The sequence below is a fragment of the Cronobacter malonaticus LMG 23826 genome (genome assembly GCF_001277215.2).
In the GTDB taxonomy this organism is placed as follows: Bacteria; Pseudomonadota; Gammaproteobacteria; order Enterobacterales; family Enterobacteriaceae; genus Cronobacter; species Cronobacter malonaticus.
On record NZ_CP013940.1, the window covers coordinates 2,422,633 to 2,438,164 of the forward strand.

Annotated in this window: 13 protein-coding genes; 3 read left to right on the forward strand and 10 right to left on the reverse strand. The window is 58.5% G+C overall.

The window, feature by feature from the left end; all coding sequences use genetic code 11:
- Positions 1–216: 216 nt before the first annotated feature.
- Genes cobB through lolC form a run of 5 tightly spaced genes read right to left on the reverse strand, consistent with a single transcriptional unit; the run spans position 217 to position 5,119 of the window.
- Positions 217–1,041, reverse strand: coding sequence for a Sir2 family NAD+-dependent deacetylase (gene cobB, locus AFK66_RS11440; RefSeq protein WP_007783410.1), 825 nt, complete (start codon positions 1,039–1,041; stop codon positions 217–219).
- A 1-nt stretch (position 1,042) separates the two neighbouring features.
- Entirely contained in the window at positions 1,043–1,963 is a 921-nt protein-coding gene (nagK, locus tag AFK66_RS11445; RefSeq protein WP_023898941.1) for an N-acetylglucosamine kinase, read from the reverse strand.
- A gap of 15 nt (positions 1,964–1,978) precedes the next feature.
- The gene (gene lolE / locus AFK66_RS11450; protein ID WP_007783407.1) at positions 1,979–3,223 is read right to left on the reverse strand and encodes a lipoprotein-releasing ABC transporter permease subunit LolE; all 1,245 of its coding nucleotides are present in this window, start codon (positions 3,221–3,223) and stop codon (positions 1,979–1,981) included.
- Positions 3,223–3,927: a lipoprotein-releasing ABC transporter ATP-binding protein LolD gene (gene lolD, locus AFK66_RS11455; protein ID WP_007769521.1), complete on the reverse strand. Its 705-nt coding sequence runs from the start codon at positions 3,925–3,927 to the stop codon at positions 3,223–3,225. The genes lolE and lolD overlap by 1 nt, the downstream gene beginning before the upstream one ends.
- The gene (lolC, locus tag AFK66_RS11460) at positions 3,920–5,119 is read right to left on the reverse strand and encodes a lipoprotein-releasing ABC transporter permease subunit LolC (RefSeq protein WP_007783405.1); all 1,200 of its coding nucleotides are present in this window, start codon (positions 5,117–5,119) and stop codon (positions 3,920–3,922) included. The genes lolD and lolC overlap by 8 nt, the downstream gene beginning before the upstream one ends.
- A 140-nt stretch (positions 5,120–5,259) precedes the next feature.
- Between lolC and mfd the strand changes: the two genes are divergently transcribed.
- Both mfd and ldtC read left to right on the forward strand, forming a co-directional pair.
- Positions 5,260–8,706, forward strand: a complete 3,447-nt coding sequence (gene mfd, locus AFK66_RS11465) for a transcription-repair coupling factor (protein ID WP_023898944.1) — start codon at positions 5,260–5,262, stop codon at positions 8,704–8,706.
- Positions 8,707–8,840: 134 nt separating this feature from the next.
- On the forward strand, positions 8,841–9,815 hold the full coding sequence (gene ldtC / locus AFK66_RS11470) for a L,D-transpeptidase LdtC (RefSeq protein ID WP_007783399.1): 975 nt from the start codon (positions 8,841–8,843) through the stop codon (positions 9,813–9,815).
- A 54-nt stretch (positions 9,816–9,869) separates the two neighbouring features.
- Here ldtC and bhsA read toward each other — a convergent pair whose 3' ends face one another.
- Entirely contained in the window at positions 9,870–10,127 is a 258-nt protein-coding gene (gene bhsA, locus AFK66_RS11475; protein WP_007783397.1) for a multiple stress resistance protein BhsA, read from the reverse strand.
- A 249-nt stretch (positions 10,128–10,376) separates the two neighbouring features.
- On the opposite strand from bhsA, the gene AFK66_RS11480 reads away from it, so the two are divergent.
- The gene (locus AFK66_RS11480) at positions 10,377–11,006 is read left to right on the forward strand and encodes a TetR/AcrR family transcriptional regulator (protein WP_007783394.1); all 630 of its coding nucleotides are present in this window, start codon (positions 10,377–10,379) and stop codon (positions 11,004–11,006) included.
- Positions 11,007–11,647: 641 nt separating this feature from the next.
- Here the strand turns inward: AFK66_RS11480 and AFK66_RS11485 are convergent.
- The 4 genes from AFK66_RS11485 to nagZ all read right to left on the reverse strand — a co-directional run bounded on the left by AFK66_RS11485 (position 11,648) and on the right by nagZ (position 15,520).
- On the reverse strand, positions 11,648–12,187 hold the full coding sequence (locus AFK66_RS11485) for a glycine zipper 2TM domain-containing protein (RefSeq protein ID WP_007783383.1): 540 nt from the start codon (positions 12,185–12,187) through the stop codon (positions 11,648–11,650).
- A gap of 185 nt (positions 12,188–12,372) precedes the next feature.
- Positions 12,373–13,677, reverse strand: a complete 1,305-nt coding sequence (locus AFK66_RS11490; RefSeq protein WP_032968122.1) for an NAD(P)/FAD-dependent oxidoreductase — start codon at positions 13,675–13,677, stop codon at positions 12,373–12,375.
- 236 nt (positions 13,678–13,913) lie between these two features.
- Entirely contained in the window at positions 13,914–14,456 is a 543-nt protein-coding gene (ycfP, locus tag AFK66_RS11495) for an alpha/beta hydrolase YcfP (protein ID WP_004385179.1), read from the reverse strand.
- A 38-nt stretch (positions 14,457–14,494) separates the two neighbouring features.
- A complete protein-coding gene (nagZ, locus tag AFK66_RS11500) occupies positions 14,495–15,520 on the reverse strand; it encodes a beta-N-acetylhexosaminidase (RefSeq protein WP_023898947.1) in 1,026 nt (341 codons plus the stop codon).
- Between the last annotated feature and the right edge of the window lie 12 nt (positions 15,521–15,532).

The window sequence follows — 15,532 nt, forward strand, 5'->3', positions numbered from 1 at the left end:
GACACGGTGGGTGCGCTTCGCTTACCCACCCTACGAATAACGGGCTAATGTTCTGTGTAGGGCGGGTAAGAGTTAGCGCACCCGCCGTTTTGAACCCATCACGTCCATAGCTAGTTGGTGCGCTTCGCTTAAACACCCTACAAATAACGGTTTAATGTTCTATGTAGGGCGGGTAAGCGTTAGCGCACCCGCCGTTTCCCTCTGACAACTCTGCCGTCAAAGCCCTTTCAACAGCTTCTCGACATACTCCGGCACCACCTGGCTTGCCAGCCCGTAATGCTTCTCTTCGAACTCGCTGCCGACCTGGCTTGGCTCCAGGTTCAGCTCCACGGTATGCGCCCCCTGAAGCTTCGCTTCATGCACGAAACCGGCGGCCGGATAAACGTGCCCGGAGGTGCCGATGGCGATAAACACATCGGCGCGCGCGAGTGCCTCATAAATACGATCCATTCCGAGCGGCATCTCGCCGAACCACACCACGTGCGGGCGCAGCGGCGCGGGGAACTGGCAGCAGTGGCACTTATCGCCAGGCGTCACGTCGCCCGTCCACTCCAGCACCTGCCCGCTCTGGGAACAGCGCACTTTGAGCAGTTCGCCATGCATATGCACCACATTTTTGCTGCCCGCGCGCTCGTGCAGGTTATCGATATTCTGGGTGACCAGTAAAAAACGGTCGCCGAGCGCCTCTTCGAGCCGCGCCAGCGCCAGATGCGCCGCGTTAGGCTTGATCTCCGGCTGCTGTAGCTGACGGCGCCGGGCGTTATAGAATTCCTGTACCAGCTGCGGATTGCGCGCGAACCCTTCCGGCGTCGCCACATCCTCCACGCGATGCTCTTCCCACAGGCCGTCAGCGGCGCGGAACGTGCGAATGCCCGACTCCGCCGAGATCCCCGCCCCGGTTAAGACCACTACCACAGGTTTATTCATCATTTCAGGTGTCATAATTCTGTCCCGGAAAAAAATACGCTGGCGCAAGCGCTCGCGCAGCCGACGTTTATTCCTTCGAAACCGGCCCAGCCGGTGCAGACGACGCGATTGCATTTCAACTCCGTGAGCGTGTGAGATGGAGAAAAGCCGCGCCGCGCATACCGCCCGCGTCGCCGTGGCGCGCCTGCTCAATACGCGGCACTTTCGCAACGGGCAGCAGATACGCAGGCAGCTTCGCGCTAAGCGCGGTTGTCAGATGCGAAAAACCCGACAGCCCGCCGCCGAGCACCACCAGATGCGGGTCCAGCACGGTCAGCAGGCTCGCGACACAGGCCGCCAGCAGGTCGGTATAGCGCTCGACATGCGCCTGCGCCTGCGCGTCACCCTGCTGCCAGCGCGCGATGATTTGCGGCGCGTCCAGTGATTCATGGTAGAAGTGATGCCAGAGCCATGCAAAGCCCCGGCCCGAAAGATAGTTCTCAATGCAGCCGGTTTGCCCGCAGCCGCAGCGGATAAGCGGGATGTCGCGCCCGAGGATCGCAAGCGCGTCCACCGGCAGGCGGATATGCCCGAATTCGCCCGTGATAAAGCTGCGCCCGGTCACCGGTTTGCCATCAACAACCACGCCGCCGCCGACGCCAGTGCCGAGGATAAGCCCCATGACCACCGGATACGCGCTGAACTCATCGTCCCAGGCTTCGGAGAGCGCAAAACAGTTGGCGTCGTTATCGATACGCACGTCGCGCCCGAGCCTTTCGCTGAGATCGCGCCTCACCGCCCTACCGCTGGCGGCGGGCAGATTGGCGGCATACAGCAGGCCGTCGTCGGTTTCCGGAATGCCGGGAATACCGACGCCGACATGCCCCGCGCCGCCGAAGCGGCGGTCGGCCTCTGCCACCAGCGCGCTGATGGCATCGAGAAAGTTCTCGTAGCTGTCGTGCGGCGTCGCGACGCGGGTTTGCCATTGCAGACGCCGCGCGTCATCGTACACCCCGAGGGCGATTTTGCTGCCGCCAATGTCAAACCCGTAATACATCCGCCGCTCCCTGAATTATTGTCCGCTCAGTACCCGCGCCGGATCGATGCGGCTTGCGCGCCGCGCCGGATACCAGCTCGCCAGCAGGCTCAGCACCAGCGCCGTCAGCAGCACATAGACCACATCGAGCGCGTGCAGCTCCGACGGCAGGAAGTCGATAAAGTAGATATCGCCGGAGAGAAAATGATGGCCGATCAGTTTTTCAATCCCGTGAATGATGGCCGTAAGCTGCCACGAGGCCAGCACGCCCACCAACACGCCGCTGACCGAGCCGAGCAGCCCGGCGAGCAGTCCGTACCAGACGAAAATCGCGCGAATAAGCCCGTCTTTCGCGCCAAGGGTACGCAGCACCGCGATATCGCTGCTTTTATCTTTTACCGCCATGACCAGCGTCGAGACAATGTTAAAACAGGCGACGCCAATCACCAGCACCATCGCCAGATACATAATGGCGCGGATCATCTGGATATCGCGGTACATGTAGCCGTAGGTGTTGATCCAGCTTTTGATATAGACGTAAGCGTCCGTCACCTGGCCCGCGTCCCGCACCAGCTGATTCGCGTTAAAGACGTCATTAACCTTGATGGCAATACCCGTGACACTGTCACCGAGGTTCAGATAGCCCTGCGCATCGACCAGCGGCACCATCGCAAAGCTGTGATCGAGCTGGCCGCTCAGTTGCAGAATGCCTGCCACCTGCAAACGCACGCGTTTAGGCTGCAACAGCTTATGGTCGGCGTCAGAATTCGGGATCATGATGGAGAGCCAGTCGCCCTGCTTCACTTTCAGCGCATCCGCAACACCTTTACCGATGATGATTTGCTGTTTGCCCGCCTGGAAACTCTGCCAGGCGTTGTTCTGCACATAATGCGGCAGCGCGCTTAAACGCTGCTCCTGCGCTGGATCAACGCCTTTCACCTGGATGGCGCGCAGGTTCGCCCCGCTCTCCACCAGGCCGGTAAAATTGACGTACGGCGCCGCCGCGACAATACCGTTGACCTTCTCAACGCGCGTCACGACATCCTGCCAGCCGCGCCACGGCTGCTCGACCGGCTCGATTTCGCCATGCGGCACGACCGCCAGAATGCGGTTGTTCAGTTCGCGCTCAAAGCCGTTCATGGCGCTTAAGCCCACGATCAGCACCGCCACGCCAAGCGCGATGCCTATCGTTGAGATAACGGAGATGAGCGACACCATGCCGCTGCGTCTGCGTCCCCGGCTAAAGCGCAGACCAATCAGTAACGATAACGGGGAAGCCATTACGCCCTCCCCATCAGGGTCAGCTCAGGGTTCAGGTGCCCGTCGCGCATCTCCAGCTGGCGCGACAGCCGCTTCGCCAGTTGCAGATCGTGCGTCACCACCAGAAAGGCGGTGCCCTGGGTTTTATTCAGCTCGCCGAGCAGGTCGAAAATGCTGTCGGCGTTGCGGGCGTCGAGGTTGCCGGTCGGTTCATCCGCCAGCACCAGCCGCGGGTTATTCACCAGCGCGCGGGCAATCGCGACGCGCTGGCGCTCGCCGCCGGAAAGCTCAGACGGACGGTGGTTGCTGCGGTGCGCGAGGCCCACGGCGTCCAGCATCGCGAGCGCCCGGCGCTCGGTCTCGGCCTTCGGCGCTTTACCGATTAATAACGGCATCGCCACGTTTTCCATCGCGGTGAAATCCGGCAGCAGATGGTGGAACTGGTAGATAAAACCAAGCTCGCGGTTACGCAGCTCCGCTTTGGCAGAAGAAGAGAGCGTACTCAGCGCCCGGCCGCTGAAAATCACGTCGCCGGAGGTAGGCGTATCGAGCCCGCCCAGCAGGTGCAACAGCGTACTTTTACCGGAGCCGGAGCTGCCGACAATCGCCATCATTTCGCCCGCGTCGATGCTGAAGCTGACGTTGTGCAACACATCCGTTTGCACTTTGCCTTCCTGGTAGCGTTTGCACAGGTTGTCGCACTGTAACAGCACAGAATTACTCATAACGTAAAGCCTCAGCGGGTTCGGTGGCGGCGGCGCGCCAGGAAGGATAAAGCGTGGACAACAGCGCGACGGCCATCGCCGAGAGCGCAATACCGATGACCTGCCACGGTTCGATAACGACCGGCAGCGCCGCGCCGTCAAGGAATGCGCCAATGACCGGCATCAGATTATTCAACTGGCTGGCAAGGAGCGCGCCCAGCAGCGCGCCGAACAGCGCGCCGATAACGCCCGCGCTTGCCCCCTGCACCATAAACACCGCCATGATCTGACGGCGCGTCAGGCCCTGGGTTTGCAGGATAGCCACCTCGCCCTGCTTCTCCATCACCATTAGCCCGAGCGAGGTAATGATGTTAAACGCGGCGACGGCGACAATCAGGCTCAGCAGCAGGCCCATCATGTTTTTCTCCATACGCACGGCCTGGAACAGCTCGCCCTTACGCTCGCGCCAGTCCTGCCACTGCGTGCCTGCCGGCAACGTCTGCTGGCTCAGCACATCCACCTTCAGCGGCTCATTCAGCCACAGTCGCCAGCCGGTGATATTGCCCGCCGGGTAGCGCATCAGGCGTGAAGCGTCCTGAATGTTGACCAGCATCTGGTAGCCATCCACTTCGCTGTTGGCGGCGAAAGTGCCGATAACGGTGAAGAGACGCTGGCTCGGCAGGCGGCCCATCGGCGTGAACTGGCTGGCAGACGGCACCATCAGGCGCAGCTGGTCGCCGCGTTTGACGCCAAGCAGGCCCGCAAGCTGCTCGCCGAGAATGATGTTGTATTTCCCGGCAGCCAGATCCTGCTGGTTGACATTCACCAGATACGGCGTCAGCGGGTCGCGCTGCGCCGGATCGATCCCCAGCATCACACCGACCGCCACGCTGCGGGCGCTTTGCAGCACCACATCGCCGGTGGTCAGCGGCGCGATGCGGTTAACGCCCTGCAGGTGGAGGCTGTCGGCAGGCAGTTGCTGCGGGTTGACGGAGCCTTTGGATGAACTGATAAGCGCCTGCGGCATCAGCCCGAGAATGTTGTTTTGCAGTTCACGCTCGAAACCATTCATCACCGAGAGCACGGTCACCAGCGCCAGCACGCCGAGCGTGATGCCGATAGTGGAGAGCCAAGAGACGAAACGGCCGAAGCGGTCTGCTGCACGCCCGCGCATATAGCGCAGGCCGATAAATAACGCGACAGGTTGATACATGAAATCCGTCTTGTACGGTTGCTAATGCAAAGTGATCAACGATAATAAAGCCCAGATCTGATTTATGGAACCACTAACCCACTCTGTCGCCGGGTTTTTATCCCGGACAAGCGGCACAACCGGAGCACGCTTCGCCTTCTATGCCTGAACAATATCGTTACTCTCTGCCCGTCAAAGCGGGCGATCAGCGTCAACTGGGTGAACTGACCGGCGCGGCCTGCGCCGTTGAGGTGGCGGAAATGGCGGAACGCCATGCCGGCCCGCTGGTGCTTATCGCGCCGGATATGCAAACCGCCTTGCGTCTGCACGATGAAATACAACAATTTACCGAAAGCCTGGTGATGAACCTGGCCGACTGGGAGACGCTGCCGTATGACAGCTTCTCGCCACACCAGGAGATTATCTCCTCGCGCCTGTCGACGCTCTACCAGTTGCCCGGCATGCAACGCGGCGTGCTGATCCTGCCGGTGAACACGCTGATGCAGCGCGTCTGCCCGCACAGCTTCCTGCACGGTCACGCGCTGGTGATGCAAAAAGGCCAGCAGCTCTCACGCGACACCCTACGCGCGCAGCTGGACCAGGCGGGCTACCGCCATGTGGATCAGGTGATGGCGCATGGCGAATACGCTACCCGCGGCGCGCTGCTCGATCTCTACCCGATGGGCAGCGAGCAGCCCTACCGTATCGACTTCTTTGATGATGAAATCGACAGCCTGCGGCTGTTTGATGTCGATACCCAGCGCACGCTGGAAGAGGTTGAGGCGATAAACCTGCTGCCGGCGCACGAATTCCCGGCCGACAAAGCGGCCATAGAGCTGTTCCGCAGCCAGTGGCGCGACCGTTTCGAGGTAAAGCGCGACCCGGAGCATATCTACCAACAGGTAAGCAAAGGCACCTTGCCCGCAGGAATTGAATACTGGCAGCCGCTGTTCTTTAGCGAACCGCTGCCGCCGCTGTTCAGCTATTTCCCGAAAAACACGCTGGTGGTGAGCACGGGCGATCTGGAAGCCAGCGCCGACCGCTTCTGGGCCGATGCCGTGGCACGCTTTGAGAACCGCGGCGTCGACCCGATGCGCCCGCTGCTGCCGCCGGAAGAGCTCTGGCTACGCACCGATGAACTTCATGCCCAGTTAAAAGCCTGGCCGCGCGTGCAGCTGAAAACCGAGGCGCTGGCCGACAAAGCCGCCAATACCAATCTCGGCTATCAACCGCTGCCGGATATCGCGGTGCAGGCGCAGCAGAAATCGCCGCTCGACAGCCTGCGTCGCTTTCTGGAATCCTTCACCGGCCCGGTGATTTTCTCGGTGGAAAGCGAGGGCCGCCGCGAGGCGCTCTCGGAACTCCTTTCGCGCATTAAAGTCATGCCGAAGCGCATTCTGCGGCTTGAAGAGGCGCAGGCGGGCGAGCGCTACCTGAGCATCGGCGCGTCCGAGCGCGGGTTTATCGATACCCTGCGCCAGCGCGCGTTTATCTGCGAAAGCGATCTGCTGGGCGAGCGCGTGACGCGCCGCCGCCAGGAGAGCCGCCGCACCATTAACCCGGATACGCTCATCCGCAACCTGGCGGAGCTGCGCCCCGGCCAGCCGGTAGTACATCTGGAGCATGGCGTGGGTCGCTACGCCGGGCTGACGACGCTTGAGGCAGGCGGCATCACGGCGGAATACCTGATGCTCACCTATGCCAACGACGCGAAGCTCTATGTGCCGGTGTCGTCGCTGCATCTCATCAGCCGCTACGCGGGTGGTGCCGAAGAGAACGCGCCGCTGCACAAGCTTGGCGGCGACGCGTGGTCGAAAGCGCGCCAGAAAGCAGCAGAAAAAGTGCGCGACGTGGCGGCGGAGCTGCTGGATATCTACGCCCAGCGCGCCGCGAAATCCGGTTTCGCCTTTAAGCATGACAAAGAGCAGTATCAGCTCTTCTGCGAAGGGTTCCCGTTTGAGACTACGCCCGATCAGGCGCAGGCGATTAACGCAGTGCTGAGCGACATGTGCCAGCCGCTGGCGATGGATCGTCTGGTGTGCGGCGACGTGGGCTTTGGGAAAACCGAAGTAGCGATGCGTGCGGCGTTCCTGGCGGTCGAGAACAATAAACAGGTGGCGGTGCTGGTGCCGACCACGCTTCTGGCCCAGCAGCATTACGACAACTTCCGCAATCGCTTCGCCAACTGGCCGGTGCGCATCGAGCTGCTGTCGCGCTTTCGCAGCGCCAAAGAGCAGGCGCAGGTGCTGGAGCAGGCCGCTGAAGGCAAAGTCGATATTCTTATCGGCACCCACAAGCTGTTGCAGAGCGACGTCAAAATGAAAGACCTCGGTCTTTTGATTGTCGATGAAGAGCACCGCTTCGGGGTGCGTCACAAAGAGCGCATTAAGGCGATGCGCGCCGATGTGGATATTCTGACCCTCACCGCGACGCCTATTCCTCGCACGCTCAACATGGCGATGAGCGGCATGCGCGACCTGTCGATTATCGCCACGCCGCCCGCGCGCCGTCTGGCGGTGAAAACCTTCGTGCGCGAGTATGACAATCTGGTGGTGCGCGAGGCCATCCTGCGTGAAGTGCTGCGCGGCGGCCAGGTCTATTACCTCTACAACGATGTCGAGAATATCCAGAAGGCCGCCGAACGGCTGGCGAATCTGGTGCCGGAGGCGCGCATTGCCATCGGTCACGGCCAGATGCGCGAGCGCGAGCTTGAGCGGGTGATGAACGATTTCCACCACCAGCGCTTTAACGTGCTGGTGTGCACCACGATCATCGAAACCGGCATCGATATTCCGACCGCTAACACCATTATCATCGAGCGCGCCGATCATTTTGGTCTCGCACAGTTGCACCAGCTGCGCGGCCGCGTCGGGCGTTCGCATCATCAGGCGTATGCGTGGCTGCTGACGCCGCCGCCGAAGGCGATGACCACCGACGCGCAGAAGCGTCTGGAGGCGATCGCGTCGCTGGAAGATCTCGGCGCGGGCTTTGCGCTGGCGACGCACGATCTGGAGATTCGCGGCGCGGGCGAGTTGCTGGGCGAAGATCAGAGCGGTCAGATGGAAACCATCGGCTTCTCACTCTATATGGAGCTTCTGGAAAACGCCGTTGACGCGCTGAAGGCCGGGCGCGAGCCGTCGCTTGAAGATCTCACCAGCCAGCAGACGGAAGTGGAGCTGCGGATGCCGTCGCTGCTGCCGGAGGCGTTTATCCCGGATGTGAACACGCGACTGTCGTTCTATAAGCGCATCGCCAGCGCCAAAAAAGAGCAGGAGCTTGAAGAGATCAAAGTGGAGCTTATCGACCGCTTTGGCCTGCTGCCGGACCCGGCGCGCAATCTGCTGGATATCGCGGCCCTGCGCCAGCAGGCGCAGAAACTTGGCGTGCGTAAAATCGAAGCTAACGAGAAAGGCGGCACCATTGAGTTTGCCGAGAAAAACCATGTCGATCCGGGCTGGCTTATCGGCCTGCTGCAAAAAGAGCCGCAACATTACCGTCTCGACGGGCCGACGCGCCTGAAATTCTTCCGCGAGCTGGAAGAGCGGAAAACGCGTATGGAATGGGTGCGTCAGTTTATGGCGCAACTCGCCGAACACACGCTGCCTTAACGCCTTCACGCCCCCGCGCAGGGTGTAACTTTACAATCCTTTGCAATCGTCCAGGGTTTCCCTGGACGAAGCCCCGCCATACTTCTCTCTTTATTCAGGAATTACAAAAGCTTCTCTGACTCTGGGATCTGTAAATGAAAAGAGAATACGCGCGTTTTTCTCGCTGGCTGTCATGGCTGGCGCTTGTCGCTGGTATGACGTTTGGCGCAAGCCAGGCGCTGGCGAATACTTACCCCCTGCCCGCGCCGGGCAGCCGGTTGATTGGTGAAACCCTCTATCACACGGTAGCGGACGACGGCGGCTCGCTGGAGGCCATCGCCAAACGCTATAACGTCGGCTTTCTGGCGCTGTTGCAGGCAAATCCGGGCGTTGATCCGTATGTGCCGCGCGCGGGTAGCGTACTGACCATTCCGCGCCAGATGCTGCTGCCGGACGCCCCGCGCGAAGGCATTCTGATTAATCTTGCCGAACTGCGGCTCTACTATTTTGCGCCGGGCGAGAACACAGTGACCGTCTACCCGATTGGCATCGGCCAGCTTGACGGTGACACGCTGACGCCGACCATGAAGACCACGGTGTCGCAAAAGCGCGCCAACCCGACCTGGACGCCGACGGCTAATATCCGCGCGCGTTATAAAGCACAAGGCATCGATTTACCGGCCGTGATGCCTGCCGGGCCGGACAACCCGATGGGCCACCACGCGATTCGCCTTGCGGCCTACGGCGGCGTCTATCTGCTGCACGGCACGAATGCGGATTTCGGCATCGGGATGCGCGTCAGCTCCGGCTGTATCCGCCTGCGCGATGACGACATCAAACACCTGTTCAGCGCAGTGCCGGTTGGTACGCGCGTCAATATCATCAATGCGCCGGTGAAAGCGTCTGTCGAGCCGGACGGGCGTCGCTTTGTCGAAGTGCATCAGCCACTGTCAAAGCGCATCGAGGACGATCCGAAAACGCTGCCGATCGTGCTGGACGCGACGCTCAACACCTTTGAAGCCGCCCCGCAGACCGATCGCGAGGTGATGGAACACGCCCTGCGCCTGCGCTCCGGCGTGCCGGTTAACGTTACCGCGCATCCCCTCACACCCGCCAGCGACGCCATCTGAAACAAAAAGGCCCTGTCCGAAGACAGGGCCTTTTTAATACGTGACCGTGACGGCTTATTTATAGATGACTGCGGTGCCGTGCAAATTGTTCGGGCCGTTGACAGAAGTGATACGGAACGATTTTGCGCCCATGTCGTCAGCTTTCTGCGCGAGTTCAGCTTCCAGCGAGGACAGGTTAGTCCCTGCGGTCGCGGTGATGGTGCCCGCTTTGTGCTGGCCGGCTGGCGTAGACTGCACTTCAACGGCGGCAACGCTTGCAAAGGATAATGAACTCAGTACGGCGGCGGCTAACAGTGCTTTAACATTTTTCATGAGGGTACCCTTTTCTTTTGCAATGCGGATTTGGTTGCGTGGTCGTTAACATCAATTTAATTAACGATCGATAGATAAATGATAGTTGTGATCTACATCACGTGTCAATATAATTTTTAACGATCGTTATATTAATCACTTGCACCCGGCTCCCCGCCTGCAACGCACTTCCGGCGCGGTTTTGCTGGTACTACGGGGGAAAAAAGGAGTATTTTGGGGGCAGGTTTACATAAGAGGTTAAACGGCACTATGACAACAGAAGCCCAAAGTTGCGCAAAAAAAAGCCGTGGCCGTCCAAAAGTGTTCGACAGGGAAGCGGCGCTTGATAAGGCCATGGCACTATTCTGGCAGCACGGTTACGAAGCGACGTCGCTCGCGCACCTGGTTGAAGCGACCGGTGCCAAAGCACCGACCCTGTATGCGGAATTCACCAATAAAGAAGGGTTGTTCCGCGCCGTGCTCGATCGCTATATCGCGCGTTTCGCACAGCAGCAGGAAACCCTGCTGTTTCACGCCGAAAAACGCGTCGACGAAGCGTTGCATGATTATCTGTGCGCGGTGGCCCGCTGCTTCGCCAGCAAAGAGACGCCCGCCGGCTGCTTTCTGGTGACAACCTCCGCTGCGCTGGCCGCCTCGTCAGAGGAGATAGCCGCCACGCTGAAATCGCGTAACACGCAGCGTGAGGCCATTTTGCTGCGGTTTTTTAGTGAGCGGCAGGCACTGAAAGAGATTCCTGAAAACACTAACCTGCCCGCGCTGGTACGCTATATTAGCTGCCTGGTACACGGCATGTCTGTCAGCGCTCGTGAAGGCGCCACCCAGGACGAATTGATTGAAATTGTGAATATGACTATGCGGTTATGGCCGCATTTGTTGTAAAGTATTTACCACACCCCGTGAGCGGCACCCGTCGCTCACTCTTCACATATAACTGCAAAGAATATCTTATTCCTTCTGGATCGCTTTTCCTGCCGATCATTAATAGGTAAAAACTGGCAAATATATCCTCCAGAATAGCTACTCTTTTACCGTTAAAGAAATGATTATTCGTGTGCTAATTAATTAGCACCATCAATTATTAGAACAGGAGCTATTTACGTCATGAAGACGGGGCCGTGCAGGGACGAGGACGTTTTTCCACACAGTATCCGTGGTGTATCGAGTTTCATATATGGACGACGCGAGACGCTTTTTGGCTATACACCTACAGAAGGAAGATGAACATGGCTTTGCTATTACCATTATTTAAGGTGTTAATAGTAATAACATTGTTATTTGGCCTTTGGTTGTTCTGCGGTGGTTCTATCCTTTTTGCATTTTTATCAGTGCTGATCACTGGTTTTATCTTATTCAGACAACACAATGCTATGTAATGGTTCTTAAACGCTCATGTTCCGCAGTACCGTGCGGCATGAGCGTTTTCATAACTCTCATTGGGTTACTTTCACCTGCAAAAACCAAAAAAAAGCCCCTCCGCCTGAGCGCAAGAGGGGCAATCGTTGCGTAACGCTATTTTATTTTCAGGTTTTCTGATTCAGAACCAGCTGTCCATTGCTGTCCAGTGGAATACGGCTGCCCGGATCGCTATCCATACGGATTTTGCCCTGCTCTTCGCCGATGCGGTATGTCACATCGTAACCCAGCATTTTCTCTGATTTGTCATACACCGTTTTGCAGCGCTGCTGCGTTGTGGTGTAGGTGTCGCCTTCCTGCAGATGGCCCTGGATCTGGTTGCCCGCATAGCCGCCGCCTAGTGCGCCGACGACCGTCGCGACATCTTTACCGCGCCCGCCGCCAAACTGATGACCGATGACGCCGCCTGCCACCGCGCCCAGTACCGAGCCGGTCAGGCGGTTTTCGTCCTGAACCGGACGGCGGTGCGTGACAGTAACGTTACGGCACTCCTGACGCGGCGTTTTCACCGTCTCTTTGATAGGGGTGGCTGAAACCACCTGGGCATATTTCGGCGAAGAACTGAAAACATCCAGACTGGCCACCGCCGCTACGCCCAGCGCAGCTGCTACCCCGATACCAATACCCGCTAACATTGATTTATTCACAGGAATTCCTCCCGGCTGTGCAATTAGTAACAATTTTGCAATTAAGGCCACAGGTGGGATATCGGAAAACGACTCAAAAAACAGGATAACGTGGGGCAGATCAGCGGATTGAGAGTTGTCTGAAGGGAAAATGTGACGGAAATAAAATGTCATCCGCCCCTGTGTAACAGAGGCGGATGTCGTGCTTAGTGCAGCTTGAGGCGCGGACGGATCACGCGGTTGATGCTGCCTACCAGCATCATCAGCCCGGTTTTAAAGTAACCGTGCAGCGCAATCTGGTGCATGCGATACAGCGAGATGTAAACAAAGCGCGCGATGCGCCCTTCGAGCATCATTGAGCCGCGCATCAGGTTACCCATCAGGCTGCCGACAGTCGAGAATTTCGACAGCGACACCAGCGAGCCTTTGTCTTTATAGACATACGGCTTAAGCGGCTTGTCTTTAATTTGTGCCAGGATGTTATCCAGCGCGCAGGAGGCCATCTGGTGCGCCGCCTGGGCGCGCGGCGGGACGAAGCCGCCTTCCGGACGCGGGCAGGACGCACAGTCGCCGATGGCGAAAATATCCGGGTCGCGCGTGGTTTGCAGCGTCTGCTCCACCACCAGCTGATTGATGCGGTTGGTTTCCAGGCCGCCAATCTCTTTCATGAAATCCGGCGCTTTGATGCCTGCCGCCCAGACCATCAGGTCAGCCTGAATAAATTCGCCGTCTTTGGTATTCAGGCCATCTTCCTGCGCGCTGGTCACCATGGTATTGGTGAGCACGCGCACGCCAAGTTTGGTCAGCTCATTGTGCGCGGCGCTGGAGATACGCGGCGGCAGCGCAGGCAGAATACGCTCGCCCGCTTCTACCAGCGTCACGTTCAGCGCTTCGTTGGTCAGCCCTTTGTAACCATAGCTGTGCAGCTGTTTCACCGCGTTATGCAGCTCAGCGGAAAGCTCAACGCCCGTCGCGCCACCGCCGACAATCGCGATATTGACTTTGCCGTTAGCGCCGAGGTTCGCGGAATATTTCAGGAACAGGTTAAGCATTTCCTGATGGAAACGGCGCGCCTGATGCGGGTTGTCGAGGAAGATGCAGTGATCTTTCACACCCGGCGTGTTGAAGTCGTTAGAGGTACTGCCGAGCGCCATGACCAGCGTGTCATAAGGCACTTTACGCTCCGCCACCAGCAGCTCGCCCTTTTCATCACGCAGTTCAGCAAGCGTAATGGTTTTGGCTTCGCGGTTGATGTCCACCACCGAACCGAGCTGGAACTGGAAGCCGTGGTTGCGCGCGTGGGCCAGATAGCTCAGCGCGTCGACGCCTTCGTCCAGCGAACCGGTTGCCACTTCATGCAGCAGCGGTTTCCACAGATGGCTGTGGTTGCGATCCACCAGCGTGACTTTCGCTTTCTTGCCACGGCCCAGTTTGTGGCCGAGCTGCGTTGCAAGCTCCAGCCCGCCGGCGCCGCCGCCCACGATAACGATCTTTCTTAATGGCGTAGTCAACGTGACCCCCTTAAAGTGTTTAACTAATTGTTAATTCAAAGTTATTAAAAATAGCTTTTAATTAACAATAGTTTAGCAACACCGCTCACAACAGGTATGAGCATAACATGAACGGTGCATTGGTCATACCAAATTTGATGTGCATCAATTTTTATGCATTAAAGTTAAACAAAAACGGGCCAGCGTTTGGCTGACCCGTTTATTCGGTAATGCAAAATGTCGGCGTGACGTCGGGATTACCCCAACGCTTTAAACGCCTTGATACGCTGAAGATGCGGCGAGATGTTTTTGAATTTATGCGTCTGCTCTTCATCCCAGACGATTTCGTAATACTGGTGCAGCAGTTCGGCGGAGCGCTGGCTGTCCAGCGCTTCATCCTCGCGCGAGAGAATAACAAGGCAGCGATCGCGGTTTTTCTCGCGAAAGTTCTCAACGCATTTGGTGGCGATATCGAGATACTCCTCCGGCCGGTCGATTTTCCCTTCCATGTTTTCATACGGAAACAGGTTCGGGTTGAAAATCACCTGGCGGATGTCGCACAAAAAGCCGATACGCTCCGCCCAGAAGCCGCCAAGCCCCACGCCGCAGATGAGCGGGCGGTCATCGACATTCAGTTGCAGCATTTTGTCCACTTCGCGCAGCAGATGCTGCATGTCATGTTTCGGGTGACGCGTGCTGTAGCTGATAAGCCGCACGTCCGGGTCGATAAACTGCAGTTGCAGTACTTTCTCGTGGTTACCCGGACTGTTTGAATCGAAACCGTGTAAGTAGATAATCATCGCATTCTCATCCCAGCGTAGCAGCTTCAGGGCAAGCGTTATTGCCCCGCCTTGTGCGTCTGCCAGCGCTCATGCAGCGCGGTAAGCTCCCCGCTCACCTGCTTCCAGCGCGCCGACGCCATCAGTTCCTGACGCGTAATTACACCTTTATGATACAAACGTGTAACACGCTCTGCTTTGATCGGTGACAGGTTATCAAGAACGCTTACGGCACCCTTACGATTATTACAGACAAGGATCATATCGCAACCGGCATCCAGCGCCGCCTGGCCGCGCTCCGCATAGCTTCCGAGGATAGCCGCACCTTCCATCGACAGATCGTCGGAAAATATCACGCCATCAAACCCCAGCTCCTTACGCAGCACCTGCTTCAGCCAGTAAGGCGAACCACTCGCCGGCAGCGGATCGACGTCGCTATAGACGACGTGCGCCGGCATCACCGCATCAAGCATGTTGTAACTAAAGAGTTCGCGAAACGGCAGCATGTCGTGGCGGCGAATTTCCGCGGCCGGACGCGGGTCGCGCGGCGTCTCTTTATGGGAATCAGCGCTCACGGCGCCGTGGCCGGGGAAATGTTTGCCCGTCGCTTTCATTCCCGCGCTCTGCATGCCGGTGATGAAACGCTTTGCCATCGCCAGCACGTTTTCAGGCTTATCGTGGAAGGAACGCTCGCCAATCGCGGCGCTGAGATGCCCGACATCCAGCACCGGCGCAAAACTGATATCGATATCCATCGCGATCATTTCGCAGGCCATCAGCCAGCCGGCTTCTTCCGCCAGTTTGCCGCCCGCGTCCATGCCGAGCAGCGCGGCGAAGCTTTGCGCCGCCGGCAGGCGGGTAAAGCCCTCGCGGAAACGCTGTACGCGCCCGCCCTCCTGGTCTACGGCAATCACCAAATGATTGCGGGCGCTCGCGCGGATCTGGCGGACCAGCTCGCGCAACTGCTCTGGATCGTGATAGTTGCGGGTAAAGAGGATAAGCCCTCCCACCAGCGGATGCGCGAGGATTTCACGCTCTTCGGCATCAAGCTCATAACCTTCCACATCCAGCATGACCGGACCCATGTTTCTCTCCCT

What these genes read in the sequence shown, in the direction of transcription:
- lolC (WP_007783405.1), bottom strand. Translation starts at nt 5,119, where the DNA reads ATGTATCAACCTGTCGCGTTATTTATCGGCCTGCGCTATATGCGCGGG.
- lolD (WP_007769521.1), bottom strand. Translation starts at nt 3,927, where the DNA reads ATGAGTAATTCTGTGCTGTTACAGTGCGACAACCTGTGCAAACGCTAC.
- ycfP (WP_004385179.1), bottom strand. Translation starts at nt 14,456, where the DNA reads ATGATTATCTACTTACACGGTTTCGATTCAAACAGTCCGGGTAACCAC.
- lolE (WP_007783407.1), bottom strand. Translation starts at nt 3,223, where the DNA reads ATGGCTTCCCCGTTATCGTTACTGATTGGTCTGCGCTTTAGCCGGGGA.
- mfd (WP_023898944.1), top strand. Translation starts at nt 5,260, where the DNA reads ATGCCTGAACAATATCGTTACTCTCTGCCCGTCAAAGCGGGCGATCAG.
- ldtC (WP_007783399.1), top strand. Translation starts at nt 8,841, where the DNA reads ATGAAAAGAGAATACGCGCGTTTTTCTCGCTGGCTGTCATGGCTGGCG.
- cobB (WP_007783410.1), bottom strand. Translation starts at nt 1,041, where the DNA reads ATGCAATCGCGTCGTCTGCACCGGCTGGGCCGGTTTCGAAGGAATAAA.
- bhsA (WP_007783397.1), bottom strand. Translation starts at nt 10,127, where the DNA reads ATGAAAAATGTTAAAGCACTGTTAGCCGCCGCCGTACTGAGTTCATTA.
- nagK (WP_023898941.1), bottom strand. Translation starts at nt 1,963, where the DNA reads ATGTATTACGGGTTTGACATTGGCGGCAGCAAAATCGCCCTCGGGGTG.
- nagZ (WP_023898947.1), bottom strand. Translation starts at nt 15,520, where the DNA reads ATGGGTCCGGTCATGCTGGATGTGGAAGGTTATGAGCTTGATGCCGAA.
- AFK66_RS11480 (WP_007783394.1), top strand. Translation starts at nt 10,377, where the DNA reads ATGACAACAGAAGCCCAAAGTTGCGCAAAAAAAAGCCGTGGCCGTCCA.